General features: G+C 43.4%; 15 protein-coding genes. 2 read left to right on the top strand and 13 right to left on the bottom strand.

The window, feature by feature from the left end; all coding sequences use genetic code 11:
• From JMX93_RS12795 to JMX93_RS12815, 5 genes are all read right to left on the bottom strand, one after another.
• The coding region (locus JMX93_RS12795; RefSeq protein ID WP_244656565.1) for a GTP-binding protein at positions 1–106 on the bottom strand (106 nt) is incomplete at its 3' end.
• 224 nt (positions 107–330) lie between these two features.
• Positions 331–2,457 carry an elongation factor G gene (gene fusA, locus JMX93_RS12800; RefSeq protein ID WP_193011377.1) on the bottom strand — a complete coding sequence of 709 codons (2,127 nt, stop codon included), beginning with the start codon at positions 2,455–2,457 and terminating at the stop codon, positions 331–333.
• 348 nt (positions 2,458–2,805) lie between these two features.
• The gene (rpsG, locus tag JMX93_RS12805; RefSeq protein ID WP_021814163.1) at positions 2,806–3,279 is read right to left on the bottom strand and encodes a 30S ribosomal protein S7; all 474 of its coding nucleotides are present in this window, start codon (positions 3,277–3,279) and stop codon (positions 2,806–2,808) included.
• Between the two features lie 208 nt (positions 3,280–3,487).
• On the bottom strand, positions 3,488–3,862 hold the full coding sequence (gene rpsL / locus JMX93_RS12810; protein ID WP_011281154.1) for a 30S ribosomal protein S12: 375 nt from the start codon (positions 3,860–3,862) through the stop codon (positions 3,488–3,490).
• A 458-nt stretch (positions 3,863–4,320) separates the two neighbouring features.
• Positions 4,321–5,508 carry an EcsC family protein gene (locus JMX93_RS12815; protein WP_496191891.1) on the bottom strand — a complete coding sequence of 396 codons (1,188 nt, stop codon included), beginning with the start codon at positions 5,506–5,508 and terminating at the stop codon, positions 4,321–4,323.
• 520 nt (positions 5,509–6,028) lie between these two features.
• On the opposite strand from JMX93_RS12815, the gene JMX93_RS12820 reads away from it, so the two are divergent.
• Together JMX93_RS12820 and JMX93_RS12825 are read left to right on the top strand one after the other, a co-directional pair.
• Positions 6,029–7,264, top strand: a complete 1,236-nt coding sequence (locus JMX93_RS12820) for a beta-ketoacyl-ACP synthase II (protein ID WP_499204951.1) — start codon at positions 6,029–6,031, stop codon at positions 7,262–7,264.
• A gap of 2 nt (positions 7,265–7,266) precedes the next feature.
• Positions 7,267–8,961 (top strand): anthranilate synthase component I family protein, encoded by a 1,695-nt coding sequence (locus tag JMX93_RS12825; protein WP_499204952.1) that lies wholly within the window; start codon positions 7,267–7,269, stop codon positions 8,959–8,961.
• A 123-nt stretch (positions 8,962–9,084) separates the two neighbouring features.
• On the opposite strand, the gene hisC is transcribed toward JMX93_RS12825, so the two are convergent.
• The 8 genes from hisC to JMX93_RS12865 form a co-directional block, all read right to left on the bottom strand.
• Positions 9,085–10,218, bottom strand: coding sequence for a histidinol-phosphate transaminase (gene hisC, locus JMX93_RS12830; protein WP_499204953.1), 1,134 nt, complete (start codon positions 10,216–10,218; stop codon positions 9,085–9,087).
• 75 nt (positions 10,219–10,293) lie between these two features.
• On the bottom strand, positions 10,294–11,589 hold the full coding sequence (hisD, locus tag JMX93_RS12835; protein WP_443559620.1) for a histidinol dehydrogenase: 1,296 nt from the start codon (positions 11,587–11,589) through the stop codon (positions 10,294–10,296).
• Positions 11,590–11,865: 276 nt separating this feature from the next.
• A complete protein-coding gene (gene hisG / locus JMX93_RS12840; RefSeq protein ID WP_499204954.1) occupies positions 11,866–12,561 on the bottom strand; it encodes an ATP phosphoribosyltransferase in 696 nt (231 codons plus the stop codon).
• 91 nt (positions 12,562–12,652) lie between these two features.
• Entirely contained in the window at positions 12,653–13,921 is a 1,269-nt protein-coding gene (gene murA, locus JMX93_RS12845) for a UDP-N-acetylglucosamine 1-carboxyvinyltransferase (protein WP_193011924.1), read from the bottom strand.
• 106 nt (positions 13,922–14,027) lie between these two features.
• Complete coding sequence (locus JMX93_RS12850) at positions 14,028–14,279, bottom strand: BolA family protein (protein WP_010200621.1); 252 nt, start codon at positions 14,277–14,279, stop codon at positions 14,028–14,030.
• Positions 14,280–14,401: 122 nt separating this feature from the next.
• A complete protein-coding gene (locus JMX93_RS12855) occupies positions 14,402–15,409 on the bottom strand; it encodes an alpha/beta hydrolase (RefSeq protein ID WP_193011926.1) in 1,008 nt (335 codons plus the stop codon).
• A gap of 277 nt (positions 15,410–15,686) precedes the next feature.
• Positions 15,687–16,526, bottom strand: a complete 840-nt coding sequence (locus tag JMX93_RS12860; protein ID WP_193011928.1) for a BON domain-containing protein — start codon at positions 16,524–16,526, stop codon at positions 15,687–15,689.
• 388 nt (positions 16,527–16,914) lie between these two features.
• Positions 16,915–17,400: a YraN family protein gene (locus tag JMX93_RS12865; protein ID WP_499204955.1), complete on the bottom strand. Its 486-nt coding sequence runs from the start codon at positions 17,398–17,400 to the stop codon at positions 16,915–16,917.
• Positions 17,401–17,414 lie beyond the last annotated feature (14 nt).

Consider the following 17,414-nt stretch of genomic DNA (forward strand, 5'->3'; position numbering starts at 1 on the left):
CAACGGTTGCGATTGCAGCTGTTAGGGTTGTTTTACCGTGGTCAACGTGTCCGATTGTACCGACGTTGACGTGTGGCTTTACGCGTTCAAACTTGGCCTTTGCCATGGGTATTTCCTCTTTTTTTGGGGTCAAATGCTAAGCTCGTATAAATACGATAACAAAGACGATCTTGACCACATTAAGATAATTGTTAAAAGGGTGCACATACTAATGTGCAGATATTATAAGAAAATCACCGCCAATAACAAGTCTTTTAACCAATTATTGGCGTATTCTTCTATGACAACATAGAGATAATAGCTACATTGTCATATTTAATAGACGATTACTTACTCGTCATCATCTTTATTGTTGAACTTAGAGATGATGTCAGCAGCAACTGATTTTGGAATCTCAGCGTACTTTTGGAATTCCATTGAGTAAGTTGCACGGCCTTGTGACATAGAGCGCATTTGCGTGGCATAACCAAACATTTCCGCTAATGGTACTTCAGCACGAATCTGTTTAGTACCGCCAGGTAAATCTTCCATACCCTGTACCAAACCACGACGACGGTTAAGATCGCCCATGATGTCGCCCATGTAGTCTTCAGGCGTTTCAACTTCAACTTTCATGATTGGCTCAAGTAGCGCTGGGTCCGCTGCCATGAAGCCTTTTCTGAATGCCATAGAACCAGCCATCTTAAATGATAGCTCATCCGAGTCAACGTCATGGTAAGAACCGTCATACAATGTCGCTTTTACGCCAACCACTGGATAACCAGCAAGTACGCCATTTTTCATGCGTTCTTGGATACCTTTATCAACAGCACCATGGAATTCTTTCGGTACAGTACCACCAACAACTTCTTCAGCGAATTCATACTCAACGTCGCCCGCTGGATCAAGTGGCTCAAGACGTAACCAAACGTGACCGAATTTACCACGACCACCTGTTTGACGTACGAATTTGCCTTCTTGCTCAACCGTGTTACGGATCGTTTCACGATAAGCAACCTGCGGCGCACCGATGTTCGCTTCAACGTTAAACTCACGCTTCATACGATCAACAAGAATCTCTAGATGCAGCTCACCCATACCACTGATGATCGTCTGACCAGACTCTTCGTCAGTATGTACACGGAAAGATGGATCTTCTTTTGCCAAACGACCTAAAGCGATTGACATTCTTTCTTGGTCAGCTTTGGTCTTAGGTTCAACCGCTAGGCTGATAACTGGATCTGGGAATTCCATGCGCTCAAGCGTAATGACATTGCTTTCGTCACATAGTGTATCACCAGTCGTTACATCTTTCATGCCGACCAATGCAGCGATATCACCAGTACGGATTTCTTGCAACTCTTCTTGAGAGTTCGCCATCATCTGTACGATACGACCAACGCGCTCACGCTTCATTTTAACTGGATTATAAACACTGCTACCTTGCGTCAAAACACCTGAATAAACACGAACGAAGGTTAAGTTACCAACGAATTTGTCATTCATGATTTTGAATGCTAAAGCTGAGAATGGAGCTTCGTCTGACGCTTCACGAGTGCCTTCAGTTTCATCTTTGTCATCAAGGATACCTTTAATAGCAGGTACATCCATTGGTGCTGGAAGATACTGAATAACCGCATCCAACATCTTTTGTACACCTTTGTTTTTAAAGGCAGTACCACAAAGTAATGGAATGATTTGGTTATCAATAGTCAACTGACGAATAGCAGCGTTGATCTGCTCTACAGACAACTCGCCATTTTCTAGATACTCATTCATGAGTTCTTCTGAAGCTTCAGCCGCATTTTCTACGAGATGTTCGCGATACTCTTCTGCTTTTTCTTGTAACTCAGCTGGTATTTCACGTTCTTCAAACTGCATGCCTTGAGATGCTTCATCCCAATACAGAGCTTTCATCGTAACTAGATCAACAACGCCTTCGAAGTCATCTTCTTTACCAATTGGAATAACCAATGGCACAGGATTACCACCTAGACGAGTTTTGATCTGCTCGATAACGCGATAGAAATCAGCGCCAACGCGATCCATTTTGTTTACGAATGCAAGACGTGGAACTTTATATTTATTTGCCTGACGCCATACGGTCTCAGACTGTGGCTGAACGCCGCCTACTGCACAGTAAACCATGCAAGCGCCATCAAGTACACGCATAGAACGTTCAACTTCAATCGTGAAGTCAACGTGACCTGGGGTGTCAATGATGTTGATGCGATGTTCGTCAAACTGTTTTGCCATACCTGACCAAAAACAAGTTGTCGCCGCTGAGGTAATAGTAATACCGCGCTCTTGTTCTTGCTCCATCCAGTCCATGGTGGCTGCGCCATCATGTACTTCACCAAGTTTGTGACTAACACCGGTATAAAATAAAACACGCTCAGTAGTGGTTGTCTTACCAGCATCGATGTGTGCTGAGATACCAATATTGCGATAGCGTTTTAGGGGAGTTTTACGAGCCATAGTGTTTTCCTAGGAAAAGTCGTGTATATAATAATGTATTGTGTCTCTACCTCATACTCTATGACAAAGCGGTCAGCTTCGTAATATTACTTACTGATTATTGAGCCTAATACGGACAAAAAAAGAGCAAATACTAAGAATAGTGCGGCATCAAATTTGGGATGCTCTCTAGTGACAAGCATACTTAGTTAAGAGAGACATCTTGATAGATGTCCGCCATCTCATTGTGAATAGTGAAAAACCACTTACAACTAGATAGACGATGGCGGTAATCAATAGAATAAATAACAATGTAAGATTAGCTGACTTTAGCCAACTAATCTAAAGCTACTACTAATAGACAGTAGCTTAGAAGCGGTAATGAGAGAATGCTTTGTTAGCATCTGCCATGCGGTGAACTTCGTCACGCTTTTTCATAGCAGCGCCCTTGCCATCAGCAGCATCATTCAATTCGCCTGCTAAACGCAAAGCCATTGATTTTTCAGAACGCTTAGCAGCAGCTTCAGCTAACCAACGCATAGCCAAGGCAGTACGACGGGAGGGGCGTACTTCCATTGGTACTTGGTAGGTTGCACCACCAACACGGCGAGCTTTCACTTCTACCATTGGGCGTACATTTTCTAAAACTTCTTCGAAGAAAGATACTGGATCTTCGATCTTACGTTTTTCGCTTACTGTTTCAAGTGCACCATAAACGATACGCTCAGCAGTAGATTTTTTACCATGACTCATTACATGGTTGATGAATTTTGCAACAGTTTGGCTACCAAACTTAGGATCCGGTAGGATCTCACGGGTAGCAACGACGCGACGTCTTGGCATAATAATAATCCTTTTCTTCAGGAGTGTCTGACATTCACAATCTCGCACCAATTAATATTGATGGCGTTATATCGAGTTGTCAGTCAGCCTTACTGCATAGCGGTATGTTACAACAGCAAATTACTAATTTAATAATAGTACTGCTAACACCAGACCCATGCACAGTTAATGTTTGATACAAAGAAACTCATTTAATAACGGTTAGTTATTAAACTTTAGGTTTCTTAGCACCATATTTAGAGCGACCTTGCTTACGGTCTTTAACGCCTGCGCAATCTAATGCACCACGAACGGTGTGATAACGTACACCTGGTAGATCTTTTACACGACCACCACGGATAAGAACAACACTGTGCTCTTGTAGGTTATGACCTTCGCCGCCGATATAGCTTGATACTTCATAGCCTGAAGTCAAACGTACACGACATACTTTACGCATGGCTGAGTTAGGTTTTTTAGGGGTAGTAGTATATACGCGAGTACATACACCACGACGTTGTGGGCACGCTTCCAACGCAGGAACTTTTGACTTTTCCTTGATGGTTTTGCGACCTTTACGAATCAATTGGTTAGTTGTTGCCATGAGGCATCCTTCTCCCGTTTGGTATAAAACAAAAAAATGGGGAAACGCACCATCCATCTGACTTTAACGACAGATTTTGGTACACCCATTTTTAGGACAGTGTATTATAAAGAGTTGTTGCTGCTATTTCAACCACTTATGCGTGATTGCACTTTACAACATTTGATAGATATGCATTCACCCTACTACTATAACACTTTATCTATTTTCAGTTAAAAATCAGCTAAAAAGTAGGTTGTCATACAGTACATCGAAAGTAGCGTGACGAATGACTTAAATAGGATGTTTAATTATAAATAAATAGCAATTTATAAACACTAAATGGCGATACTATCTAGTTTTTCAAGAGACAGAAGACAATATCGCCAAAATTAGCAGTAGATATCCAGCTCATAATCCTTCTATGACATAAGCTGGCTTAAGAAAGAAAACACTTAGAGGTGATTGTTTAGGTGTTCTTATTTGCTTTTTTTGTGAACAGTCTTGTTTGATTTACTGTCAGATGATTTATTCTGACTGCCTTTCTTGTCATTGTCATCGCTTTGCTGCGCTTCTTTTACCACCTTTTTATCAGCTTCTTGATGACTGTCTTTTTCTTCGGCAGTATCTTTCTTGTTATCTGTATCCTTGCCTGACTCTTTCTCAGCATCTTTCTGCTTATCGTTGTCAGCGGTTTTGTTTACCTTAGCTTCACTACCGCTATCATCAGTGATTGCACGGTTGGCAAGCTTGGCTTCTGGTGCAAAAGTCGCTTGAGCCACGCCAATCACTTCATCAATGAGCTGGCTATTATAACGCATACCGATAATCACTGCAGTGGCTGGTAAGAAGCGGCGTATCCACGATAAGTTAATTTGATCCAAGTCGATACCGACCTGACTGGCAATACTGTCAACTTGCTCTGCGTAGAAATTTACGTTTTTATTTTTTAGACCTAGGTTTTTGAGCTCATTGTGTAGACCACTGCTTTGGGCATTATCCAGTAAGCCTTTACCGATGCCAATACCTGCCAGTAATGCTTGTTTTTCTTGCATCTTGCTCAGATCAGCATTTGCTAGCAGCTCATAAGCCATCTTGACGCCTTGCTTACCTGTGAGGGGTTTATTGTAGACAGCACCCAACTGATAGACGGTACGTAATGACACCAATAACAGCCATAGTGTATCAGCCAGTAAACCAGGCAGCCCAGCCAAACCTGTTAAACCCCCTATTGTTGCCAATGCACGATTCTGATTGGCGATATCAGTGGCTAGTGCATAACGCTCTGCATCGTCTAAGTTTGCGATATTGGCGAAACGATGCTCATCAGGTAAATCAATCTGACTCCAATTAGAAGCAAGATTTGCCAATTGTGCAAAAGCACCATCGACCGTCGACTGAAAAAAACTATTCGGTACTACTTTCTTGGCATATTTACCGTAAGTGGCAAAACGTGGTCCTAATAATTGCTGAGTGGCTTTTAACGTTTGCTCACGGAACAAATCCTGCTGATAATCTTCATCGCCTAGGTTGACGGCTTTGTATTGGCGCGGTTTGCCAGTCTTAGCATTCATGCTATCAATCATAGCGCCCATGCGCTCTAAGTTATTGCGAGTAAAAGAGCCAACGGTAGTGATACCTTTAGAGAGAGTGCTACGCTTCGCCATCGTAATGTCCTTAATGTGATGATTCACTTTGTTTTATTGTGAGCGGTTTATAATAATAGATGTACCATTCTAGTCAATCACTATAATCGATGTCAGTGCGAACAATGTTATTGCAATCACAAATTTTGTATCCAAAAGTATCGCTTAATCTATGATTGGCACCATTATGCCAGCTGCCTTAAATCAAACTTTTTTTAGATAGCTCTAGACAGCAAGCGCGATTTTGTCGTTATTTTGCACTTGTACAAAGATTTTGGGCGCTCGATACGTTATCATGTGCCATAACTCAAAGTACACTTGTACTTCTATTTATAGACAATCAGTTTATAGATGATCAGTCACAAAGCATATAGTTTTACTATGATCGTCATAATGATTGTAAAATAAGGCTTTGACGCTCAAGACGCTCTTTGAAGAGAAATTATCCTTAAAGAGACTTAATATTAAATAATAGAAATAAATACCTAAAAACGATTACTAAAAGTAATTGTGAAAAATCGTTACTCATAAGGAATAGAATATGCGCCGCGTTGTTATCACTGGAGCAGGGATCGTCTCTTGTATCGGACATGATATGGCCACGGTTACTGCCGCTCTTAAGCAAGGGCAGTCTGGCATTACATTTAATGAGGCCTATGCTGAGCATGGATTTAAATCACACGTTAGCGGTAGTATCGACCAGTCAACGCTTGATACCAGTGGTATCGATCGTAAATTGAAACGGTTTTTTAGTGATGCCAGTCTATACGCTTATGTCAGTGCTTTAAACGCCATTGAGCAGTCTGGTTTGTCGCTTGAAACTGTCAATAATAATCCACGCGTGGGCGTGGTCGCAAGCTCGGGCGGCGCATCGACAGAGAATATTGTCAATGCCATAGATGCCATGCGTGAAAAAGGTCTGCGCGGTGTCGGTGCGATGGCTGTGCCAAAAACGATGGGCAGCTCAGTATCAGCGGCACTGGCAACAGGTTTAAAAATTCAAGGCGTCTCCTACTCTTTAACCTCTGCTTGCGCCACCTCAACCCATTGTATCGGTCATGCGGCTGAACTTATTCAGTTAGGCAAAGCCGATGTGATACTCGCGGGTGGTAGCGAAGCGGAACATTGGACACAGTCTTGTATGTTTGATGCGATGGGTGCAGTTAGTACGCAGTATAATGAGACACCACAGCTCGCCTCAAGAGCTTATGATAAAGATCGTGATGGTTTTGTTATCGCTGCAGGCGGCGCGATGGTAGTGGTTGAAAGTCTAGAGCATGCACAAGCACGTGGTGCCAACATTTTAGCTGAAATAGTCGGTTATGGTGCCAGCTCTGATGGCGCTGAAATGGTTGCGCCAAGTGGTGAAGGTGCCGTCCGCTGTATGCAGCAAGCACTAGCCGAAGCTGGTTTGCAAACTGTCGACTATATCAACAGCCACGGTACCAGCACGCCGTTAGGTGACATCACTGAGCTTAAAGCAATAGCCAAAGTATTTAATAACGATATCAGTACAGTACCTGCGATCAGCTCTACCAAATCTATGACAGGTCATAGCCTTGGTGCCGTTGGTGCGCAAGAATTAATCTATTGCTTATTGATGCTACAAGAAGGCTTCATTGCGCCCAGTATCAATGTTGATAATTTAGACCCTGCGGCTGAAGGCTTTGATATTGTTACCGAAATGCGTGAAGCCAAGCTTGAGACGCTAATGAGCAACAGCTTTGGCTTTGGCGGTACTAATGCCACATTAATCATCAAAAAGTTTGACGCCTAACTATGCTCGCAGCACATCCTCTCAAAACTGAGCAGACAATTTCTGACCCATCGCCAGCTACTAAACCTAGCTGGCGTTTTGGTGACCTATCGGCTGCAGAATTACTGCCTGTGCTACAGCAGTATTTAATCGCACAAGATACTGAGGCAAACTGGCAATTGGTTTGGCTCAACAATGATGGTCGACCAGTGATTGGCTTATTGCCAAAAGTAAGCTGGTCTGTTTATGATTGCGCTGAAAAAACGTCAAATTCGAACGAACAAGCAGCCCTTTATCAAGTCACAAAGACCTGCCGTGACGCCGTTCACAATGATATCACTATCACTTATATGAGTTATAGCGACTGGCAAGATGAATTAATCAGTTATAGTCAAATGTATGACGGTGCTGCTAACAGTCGCCTTTTAGCTAAAAAAACTGATAAAGCGTCGAATTATCATCATGGCTTGATAGGTTTTATTGGTTATGATATTGCGGCTTATGAGCTAAGCCCAGCCGCCAAAATTGAACGGTCAGCACAGCCTTGTGCCGTATTAGGACATTATGATATTTATCTAACACCTGAAGAAAATCATGGCAATGCGGGTTGGAAATTAACGATAAATGCAACTGTTAACGACTCTGAAAACGACTCTGATAATCAGCAAAAAAACAAAATGATCACGGCACTTGTCTCTTATTTAGATATAGTAGAGAAAAAGCTGGCTGATGACTGTCTCAATAAATCGCAACTTACAGCATCACCACTGCCTGCTCCTTTAGTATTAAAATCACGATGGTGTAAACAAGACTATCAACAAGCATTCAATTTAACCCAAAACTATCTACAGCAAGGCGACTGTTATCAAATCAATCTAACCCAAGAGTGGCAAGGTTTTTTTGAGCATAATCCCAGCAATAATGGCATCTTGCCGATGCTTCTTGATTATTTGCCTGCGTTGCATCGCAACACTCAAGCACCTTTTACTGGGTACTTAGCGGTTAATCACTTTAACCATGAAATCAAAGACAATACCTCCCAGCATCCGTTTGAATTATTGAGCTGCTCGCCTGAGTTGTTTTTTACATTTACCAAGGATATCGATACTGGCAAGCACTATATCATCACTAAGCCCATCAAAGGGACCATGCCGCGCAGCACCAATATTCAACAAGACAATGCTTATAAACAGCAACTGACTGATAGTGAAAAGGATCGCGCCGAAAATGTGATGATCGTCGATTTATTGCGTAATGACTTGGGTAAATATGCCAAGATAGGCAGCGTAAAAGTGCCGAAGTTATTCGCGATTGAAAGCTTTAGCAATGTGCACCATATGGTCAGCACCATTACCGCAGAATTACAGACGGACACTCACCCACTCGCCGTTTTGTTTGGTAGTTTGCCTGCTGGCTCGATTACTGGCACACCAAAAAAGCGGGCGGTTGAAATTATATCTGAGCTAGAAACTGCACCGCGCGGTGCTTATTGCGGCACATTGGGCTATATGAACTTTGATGGCAGTGGTCAATGGAATGTGCTGATTCGCACACTACAAGCCAATAGATCATCGTGTGGAACTAAAAATGTCAGTCTATGGGCAGGTGGTGGTATTACAATTGCTTCAGACTGCGATGCTGAATATCAAGAGTGTTTGGATAAAGTCGGTAACCTGTTAAGTGTTTTAACTCAAGACAATATCAACGAATACACTTAAGATTTTTCTAAAAGTATGACCAAAGAAATCCATTAAAAAGCCTGCACAACATGATGTTGGCAGGCTTTTTATCAATACAAGCATCGTAACTCAATTATCAAAATTTAAATCACGAACGAGATACTAATCAGCAATAATATCAGCCTCTTTCTGCAACGCTTGTAAAGCATCTATCAAACGGCTGTTTTGCTCTGCTGTACCGGTAGTGATACGCAAATACTCATTAATGCGCGGCTTATCAAAATGGCGAACGATAATCCCTTGATCGCGCAATGTACTCGCCACAGCACTTGCATCACCATTTTTTGGGCGAGCAAAGATAAAGTTGGCATGCGAGGGCAATACTTTATAGCCTAGCGCAGTCAACTCTGATGTCAGAGAGTGGCGTAAGTCGATGACTTGCTGGCAGGTCTGGGTAAAATACTCGACATCCAATACACTGGCAGTCGCACCTGCTTGCGCCAGCTTATCCAGTGGATAGCTATTAAAGCTGTTTTTCATACGTGTTAAGGCTTCAATCAATGAGGCGTTGCCAAAAGCCATACCGACACGTAATCCAGCAAGCGAACGTGACTTTGAAAAGGTTTGTGTCACAAGAATGTTGTCAAACTCATTGATTAGGCTCACTGCTGAAATTTCTGCATCTGAACTGCCGTCAGCTGCCCGCGCAAAATCAATATAAGCTTCATCAATTACAATCACAGCATTGGAATGCTCACTAGCCAGCTTACAAATATCGGCAAGCGATAATAGCAGTCCAGTTGGGGCATTTGGATTGGCAATAATGATACCGCTACAAGGCTGGCGATAAGCATCAGGATCAATACTAAAATCTTCTTCCAAGGCAATTTGTATCAGCTCGATACCAAAGGTCTGTGCATATACGGGATAAAAGCTGTAGCTGATATCGGGTGCTAAAACAGGTCGCTCTTTTAAGAAAAAGCTGGCAAATACTAGTGCCAATACTTCATCAGAGCCATTGCCAACGAATACTTGGTTGATATCAATATCATAGAGTTGTGCCAATGCGGCACGCAAATCATCAGACTCAGGCGCTGGATATAAACGCAGATCATCCGCTTGCTGCTCTAGAACCTTTGCGATTGCCTCGCCTACTTTTGGTGACGGTGGGAATGGGTTTTCGTTGGTATTTAGTTTGCATAAATTTTCATGTTGAGGCTGCTCACCAGGAACGTAAGGTGACAAATTACGCGCTTTAGATGACCAAAGTCTGGTGTCTATCTTTAACTCACTCATAAGTTATCCTACTATTAGCCACATAAATTATTAAATATAAATCTCAAAAGTAAATGCTAAATCACACCACATACATCACTGATAACGATAACGGGCTGAGCGTGCATGGGCTTCTAAGTCCTCACGTTGCGCTAAAATATCTGCGGTCTTTGCCAATGGCTTACTACCAGCTTCAGTACAATAAATAATAGAGGATTTCTTCTGGAAATCATAAACACCAAGCGGTGAAGAAAAACGCGCGGTGCCAGATGTTGGCAACACGTGATTGGGTCCTGCGCAGTAGTCACCAATTGCTTCAGGCGTGTGACGTCCCATGAAAATAGCACCAGCATGACGAATGTCATTGAGTAGCGCATCAGGATGATCAACAGACAACTCTAAATGCTCAGGGGCAACCCGATTAATCACGGCCATGCCTTCCGCGCGGTCTTTGACTAAAATAAGTGCGCCACGGTTTTTTAGCGAATCACGAGCGATATCAGCTTTTGGCAATTCTGCCAGCGCTTTTTCAATTTCAGCCGCTACGTCTGCAAGCTGCTGTTCACTGGTCGTGACAAAGATGGCTTGGGCAATGCGATCATGCTCAGCCTGTGACAATAAATCCATCGCCAGCCAATCAGCACGGTCTTGCGCCTCGCCCTCTGCATAGACCAATACTTCAGAAGGGCCAGCAATCATATCAATCCCAACTTGACCAAATACTGCGCGCTTGGCGGCAGCGACATATTTATTGCCAGGGCCAGTGATTTTATCCACGGCTGGAATCGTTTCTGTACCGTATGCCAATGCAGCAACTGCTTGCGCACCACCAATGGTAAAGACACGGTCGACTTGGGCCAAATGTGCGGCGGCTAACACCAATGGATTGAGCACGCCTTTTGGCGCTGGCACCACCATGATGACTTCAGTAACGCCAGCCACTTTAGCAGGAATGGCATTCATCAATACAGAAGACGGATAAGAGGCCAGACCACCAGGTACATAGATGCCTACTCGATCAAGTGCCGTGACTTTTTGACCCAAGCGATTGCCAAGCTCGTCTTCATACTGCCAAGTTTCTTGCACTTGGCGCTCATGAAAAGTCTGCACACGCGTCGCTGCGGTGGTCAATGCTGCTTTCACTGTATCGTCAAGACTCGCAAACGCTTCAGCAAGCGCCTCTTTAGACAGCTCTAGCTCTTGCATCGTCGTTGCTGGATGCTGATCGAATTGCTGAGTTAACGCCAGTACGACCCGATCGCCATCATGACGAACTTGCGCGATGATGTCATCAACGGTCTTTAATAAATCGGCATCATTGACGGTTTCAAAGGCAAGTAATTCTGTCAATTGACTGTCAAAATCGGCATCTTGGGTACTTAGTTGGCGCATGACCTAATCCTATATCTAAGCTGAGAATTAACGATGTAAAAACAAGGTGTATTGAGTATTCATAATAACTGCAAGGGCTGATATACCAGATTTTTATGGTTTGCTGCTTCAGATTATACTAACCTCATACTTTCTGGCAAGCAAATATAACAAAACCAGTTTAGCACGCTATATCTATCTTATAGCGCTAAACTGGTTTAAAAATTTGCATGACAATACTTAAGACTACCAATGATTGACATCGTTCCATAAGGCATTGATTCATTAAGAATTAATTTATGAAGTGCTGGCAATACTGTTTTTGAAGCTATCTAAAATCGGCTCAAGTAATACAAATTTACGCTTGTAGCTGACTTGATTAACGATCAGGCGTGAGGACACATCACAAATATGATCGCGAGCTTCAAGACCATTTGCGCGTAACGTATTACCTGTATCAACCACATCGACAATTAAATCACCCAATCCGACCAACGGCGCAAGCTCCATAGAGCCATACAGTTTAATCACATCGACTTGCTGACCTTGGCTCGCAAAGTAAGCGCGGGCGACATTGACGTATTTAGTCGCAATCCGTAGGCGACGATTGGGTAGCGGCGCATCTTTTACACCAGCGGTCATCAGCTTACACTGAGCAATTTTTAAATCAAGCAGCTCATAAACGTGATTGGCGCCATGCTCAAGCAACACGTCTTTACCCGCCACCCCAAAGTCAGCCGCGCCATGTTCAACGTAGGTTGGCACATCACTGGCACGCAAAATCAATACACGCACATTCGGGTTTGAGGTTGGGAAAATAAGTTTGCGTGAGGCTTCAGGATCTTCTAACAATTCAACACCAGCTGCGCGTAGCAGTGGCATAGTTTCTTCTAGAATACGGCCTTTTGATAAGGCCAGTGTTAAGCCTGAAAACTCATCATTTACTTCATTTAATAAACTATCATTTGGTAGGCTATTGCTTGCGTAAGTCATAATGACATCATGTCCATGTACAGTTAACACCCCCGCTGAAGGGAGCTTTTAGTGTTATGTGGCTAAACTTTCCGTATTAGGCCAATCGATATTAATCGTTAGTATTGATACGTTCGATATTGACCCCAAGCGCACGCAGCTTTTCTTCGACATGCTCATAGCCACGATCGATATGATAAATACGGTCGATCAAGCTTTCACCTTCAGCAGTTGCCGCTGCCATCACCAATGACATAGACGCACGTAAATCAGTCGCCATCACAGGGGCAGCAGTGAAGTTTTCGACCCCTTTTACCACAGCTGTATGACCATCTACTTGAATAGAGGCGCCTAGACGATTAAGCTCAGGAACATGCATATAGCGGTTTTCAAAGATATTTTCGATAAAAGTACTCGTGCCATTCGCTAAACATGCAATCGCCATGACTTGCGCTTGCATGTCAGTTGGAAACCCAGGGTGTGGCTGGGTACGAATATCAACGGGTAACGGACGACCTTTCATTTGGGCTCGAATCCAATCATCACCAGTGGTAATCACCGCACCCATATCTTCAAATTTTTCTAACACGGGGGTTAGTAATAGCGCCGACGTGTTTTTGGTCAACACATCGCCACGCGTCATGAGTGCGCCAGCAAGGTAAGAGCCAGTTTCGATACGATCCGGTACCACTGAATATTCACAACCGTGTAAGCGCTCAACGCCTTCGATGGTCATGATAGAGGTACCAATACCGCTGATTTTAGCGCCCATCGCGACCAACATATTGGCCAAATCAACGACTTCTGGCTCAAGTGCACAGTTACCTAAGACGGTTGTACCTTTGGCAAGTGCGGCTGCCATAATGACGTTTTCAGTACCGCCAACGGTAATCATATCAAAAGAGTAGTTACAGCCAATCAGCTTGCCGCCTTTTGGTGCTTGTGCTTTTACATAGCCATTTTCGACGCTAATCTTGGCACCCATCGCCTCAAAGGCTTTTAGGTGTTGGTCGACAGGACGTGAACCAATGGCACAGCCGCCTGGCAATGACACTTCCGCCTCACCAAAACGTGCCAGCAATGGCCCAAGTACTAAAATCGAAGCACGCATGGTCTTTACTAAATCATACGGTGCATAGAAATTGTCGATACTTTTGGTATCGCACGTGACAGTATCGTCCTGCTTTTGGATTTTGATACCCATACCACCGATCAATTCAATCAACGTGCGCACATCTTGTAACGATGGCACATTGTGCAATGTCGTTGGGGTTTCTGCCAATATCATAGCTGCAAGTAAAGGCAAAGCAGCATTTTTGGCGCCTGAAATAGTGACTTCCCCTGCGATACGACTACTACCAGTGATTAAAAATTGATCCATAGAAGTGACAACCTAGCGATGAGTATTAAAAATAGTGAAAATCAGACCAATCAAACCACGCCAATGTAATGGCCAGTCCAACAAGCCCAATCATATGTATAACGGTCTAGCCTTTTGACTGAACGTCCCATTCAGCAGGCGTCAATGCTTGAATATTGAGCGCATGAATATCGCCACTGGCAATCTTATCATTGACTAACGCATAGATCGCTTGCTGACGTTGCACGGCACGCTTACCTTCAAAGCTGGCATCAACCACGCGTACATCAAACTTATTACCTTGATTGGCAGCTTGAATAAAAGCGTCTGGGAAGTGAGTCTGTAAAAATGCAATCAAATCGTCAGCGTTCATGCTCATAGAATATTCTGCCTTAAAGTGTCAGATAGGGTATAGATTTAAAGTGACGACATTATAACAAGAGTTTAAGCATCTTACAGTACTGTCTTACGCAACTGCACCTAACTTCTGATTGCCATCCATTATTTGAGCATTTTATCCAAGTACGTCAGTACTTGCGCGCGTACATCATTGACCCAACGTAGCGGCGGTGCCATCGCACCAATACTGGTCGCATGACTGGCACCTTTTATTTCACCATTTTCCACGGTGACGCCCGCCTCTTGCAACGCTTTGGTCATTTTAGTAGTGTTGGTCGCATACACCACTTTGTCTTTTTCGGCAGTCAACAATAAATACGGTGGCTGCTCGCCTTTGATTTGACGGTCTGGCATCACCTCATCTGGCGTAGCATCAGCAGCAAAGGCGGTGGCGCTATCAAATTTACGGAAGTCATAACTATAAGGGCCAGCAATACCAACGACCGCTTTAATATCCTTTGGCTTAATACCATAAGGCGCTAAAAAATCTTCATTGGCGACCGCTGCAACCGCGTTAAATGCACCAGCAGAATGTCCCATTACCGCCAAGCGTTTAGGATCAGCATGTAAGCTAGGAGCATTATTGATACTCCAAGCAATCGCTTGCGCCGTATCTTTGACATAATCAGGGTATACATGCTCAGGCGCTTTACGATAATTAATCACAGCGGTAACATAACCTGCTTGCGCCAAACTCTGACCGACAAAGGCATACTGTTCTTTATTACCACTCTCCCATGAGCCACCGTGGACAAACACCACCATTGGATAGCTGTCGTTAATCGCACTATCAGTGATAGCGTTTTGGGCTTTCATCGCTTGTGCTAATGGCTTGGGATAATAAATATCCAAATCTTGATTGGGTTCATCACCATAGAGAATGTTTTTGCTGACGCCAACGCCGCCACTAGAAGTAATGCCATTGACGATAGCGAGTGGCGATAGGGCCTGTGCATTCTGGGTAGCTAGCGCAACGCTACCTAATGCTAAGGCAGCGACGCCCGTGAATTTTAAGATCCCTACTTTGCTAGCAGTATTATTAACCACGCTTTCATTATTTATTTTTTGACTGTTTTTATTATATTGTGCGTGCTTGTTTGCATCCTTCATGGCCAGTATTCCTATTATATTTATATATTGATCAAAATTAATAGCATTGCGACAGCGGTTTTATAGAATAAATATTAGGGTCTGTCTTGTCTATTCTTCGCTTTTTATATCTTACTGGCTGGCTCAGGATTTCTCGTGTTTTTCCTGTTAACAGTGTTTAGGCTTCTTGTCATTAAACACGGTTTAAACTGACGGGCCAAATAGCTTACGCTAAAAGCTATTTAGCCACTGTCTTTTTGTTTTACTGGTAAATAATTGCTGTATTTTAGAGCGCTTTTTACTGATCTTGATACAGGTCTATATATGGACTTGATGATGGTTGCTCAACGATTGTTCCATCTTCGGTCACGACAATGGGAGTCGCTGTACCAACGGACGCTGGCGCTTCAGAAGTGTTAATGCTAGCAGCAACCACTCCGTCCACAACGACTGGCGCTAAAGCAGGATTTACCAAGTTATTTTCAGACATAATGTCGTCTTTACCTATCTTTACGCCCCTATCATCAACGACGGTCGTCAGCAATACCAGCTCGGTCACACCAACGGTGCTGTTGGCAATATCGATTAAGTGGCTCTGCTGAGTCGGTGTCATACGTCCCATGATATAAACCACGCCATCATTGGTCACTGCTTTTATCTGGGAAGCTTTGATGCCATCACTCGTAGCTACTTTTGCCAGCAACTTTGAGGTGATATAGCCATCATGAACCGTCGAACTATAGCCTTTAGAAGCGCTGACGTTTAGCTCATTATAGACATGGCGCACATCTGGCATAGAGCTGACGACTTTTTCGACTTCTGCTTTGATGGCCTCAGTTGGTACTTCGCCTGTCAATAACACTTCACTGTTAAAGCTATCAATACCCATACGACTGGTTTGTTGCAGGTCTTCTTTTAACCCATAAACATTGATTTTGACGGTATGTTCAATACTGCGATCCAGTAGGCGCTGCGGGATGGTGCGCTCTGTCATCGGTACACCATACGTACCTTCTGTACTGTTGGTCAAATAATTGGTGGTACAGCCCGTAGTGACGATGCTTGTCATTAGCATAACGCCTATCGCGGTGCGGCGTGATGAGCCAAAAATAGCAGTGCGCAAATGCATCCGTGTCATGATTTACCTCTTAGAACATGAGTGTGACGATCGTATAAAGTCAATTGATTGAGCCAGTGTTAGTCTAATAACGTTTGTTTTGACAACTATTAATTCAGTTAGGGCGTGTCCTCATTTTGAAAATGGTGATAAAAATGAGATAAGTTGCCGTCAAACAAGGAAAATAGCACAGATAATATCGAGATATTACCTAGTTATTTGACGATGTTTGGCAAAATTTAGCCATTTTTAGCCCATTTAGATAGTAATCCATTGAATTGAGGACAAGCCCTAATAATAACTTAGCTACTTTACTTAATTTTTACTATAAGCGGTTAGGTTTTTGGTAACGCTCACTCGGTGACAAGTACTTACTACCCTCTAGCTGGGTAGCTTTTACATCCTATTATCACGTATCTGCTATAAAAGCACCTTTGAGCCATTGTGGTTGATTTTCTATATTTTGACCACTGAGCTTAATATGATTACTTACCGTATCATAAGCGATGACATCGAACCGGCAGTCATAACCCTCATACTCAGGATGCTGTTGCAGAAAGTATTGAGCCGTTTTAATCACTTTACGTTGTTTACTTGCCGTCACGCTCAATGCAGCACCACCAAAACCTGAGCGCTGCCGTTGACGAACTTCAATGAATACCAATGTCGACCATGCTGAACCTGTCTCCAGCATAATCAAATCCAGCTCACCCACTTTTGGCTGTTGCCAGTTTTTTGCAATTACTGTCAATCCTTGCGATTGTAAAAACTCACACGCCTGATGCTCGAACAGACTGCCTTGGCGCTGCTTTGGTGAAGTGAGGGTCAAAGGTGTATGACTGGACATAAGCTCGATGGGTCTGGTTAACATTTCAGAATTATCATAGCACATCATGCTAAACTAGCCAC

This window comes from Psychrobacter muriicola 2pS, from assembly GCF_904846535.1.
GTDB classification, from domain to species: Bacteria; Pseudomonadota; Gammaproteobacteria; order Pseudomonadales; family Moraxellaceae; genus Psychrobacter; species Psychrobacter aquimaris.

Excerpts from the sequence above, each read along its gene's own strand:
- JMX93_RS12815 (WP_496191891.1), bottom strand. The coding sequence starts at position 5,508 with ATGGCGAAGCGTAGCACTCTCTCTAAAGGTATCACTACCGTTGGCTCT.
- murA (WP_193011924.1), bottom strand. The coding sequence starts at position 13,921 with ATGGATCAATTTTTAATCACTGGTAGTAGTCGTATCGCAGGGGAAGTC.
- rpsL (WP_011281154.1), bottom strand. The coding sequence starts at position 3,862 with ATGGCAACAACTAACCAATTGATTCGTAAAGGTCGCAAAACCATCAAG.
- fusA (WP_193011377.1), bottom strand. The coding sequence starts at position 2,457 with ATGGCTCGTAAAACTCCCCTAAAACGCTATCGCAATATTGGTATCTCA.
- JMX93_RS12865 (WP_499204955.1), bottom strand. The coding sequence starts at position 17,400 with ATGATGTGCTATGATAATTCTGAAATGTTAACCAGACCCATCGAGCTT.
- hisD (WP_443559620.1), bottom strand. The coding sequence starts at position 11,589 with ATGCGCCAACTAAGTACCCAAGATGCCGATTTTGACAGTCAATTGACA.
- rpsG (WP_021814163.1), bottom strand. The coding sequence starts at position 3,279 with ATGCCAAGACGTCGCGTCGTTGCTACCCGTGAGATCCTACCGGATCCT.
- hisC (WP_499204953.1), bottom strand. The coding sequence starts at position 10,218 with ATGAGTGAGTTAAAGATAGACACCAGACTTTGGTCATCTAAAGCGCGT.
- JMX93_RS12820 (WP_499204951.1), top strand. The coding sequence starts at position 6,029 with ATGCGCCGCGTTGTTATCACTGGAGCAGGGATCGTCTCTTGTATCGGA.
- hisG (WP_499204954.1), bottom strand. The coding sequence starts at position 12,561 with ATGACTTACGCAAGCAATAGCCTACCAAATGATAGTTTATTAAATGAA.
- JMX93_RS12860 (WP_193011928.1), bottom strand. The coding sequence starts at position 16,526 with ATGACACGGATGCATTTGCGCACTGCTATTTTTGGCTCATCACGCCGC.
- JMX93_RS12855 (WP_193011926.1), bottom strand. The coding sequence starts at position 15,409 with ATGAAGGATGCAAACAAGCACGCACAATATAATAAAAACAGTCAAAAA.
- JMX93_RS12850 (WP_010200621.1), bottom strand. The coding sequence starts at position 14,279 with ATGAGCATGAACGCTGACGATTTGATTGCATTTTTACAGACTCACTTC.
- JMX93_RS12825 (WP_499204952.1), top strand. The coding sequence starts at position 7,267 with ATGCTCGCAGCACATCCTCTCAAAACTGAGCAGACAATTTCTGACCCA.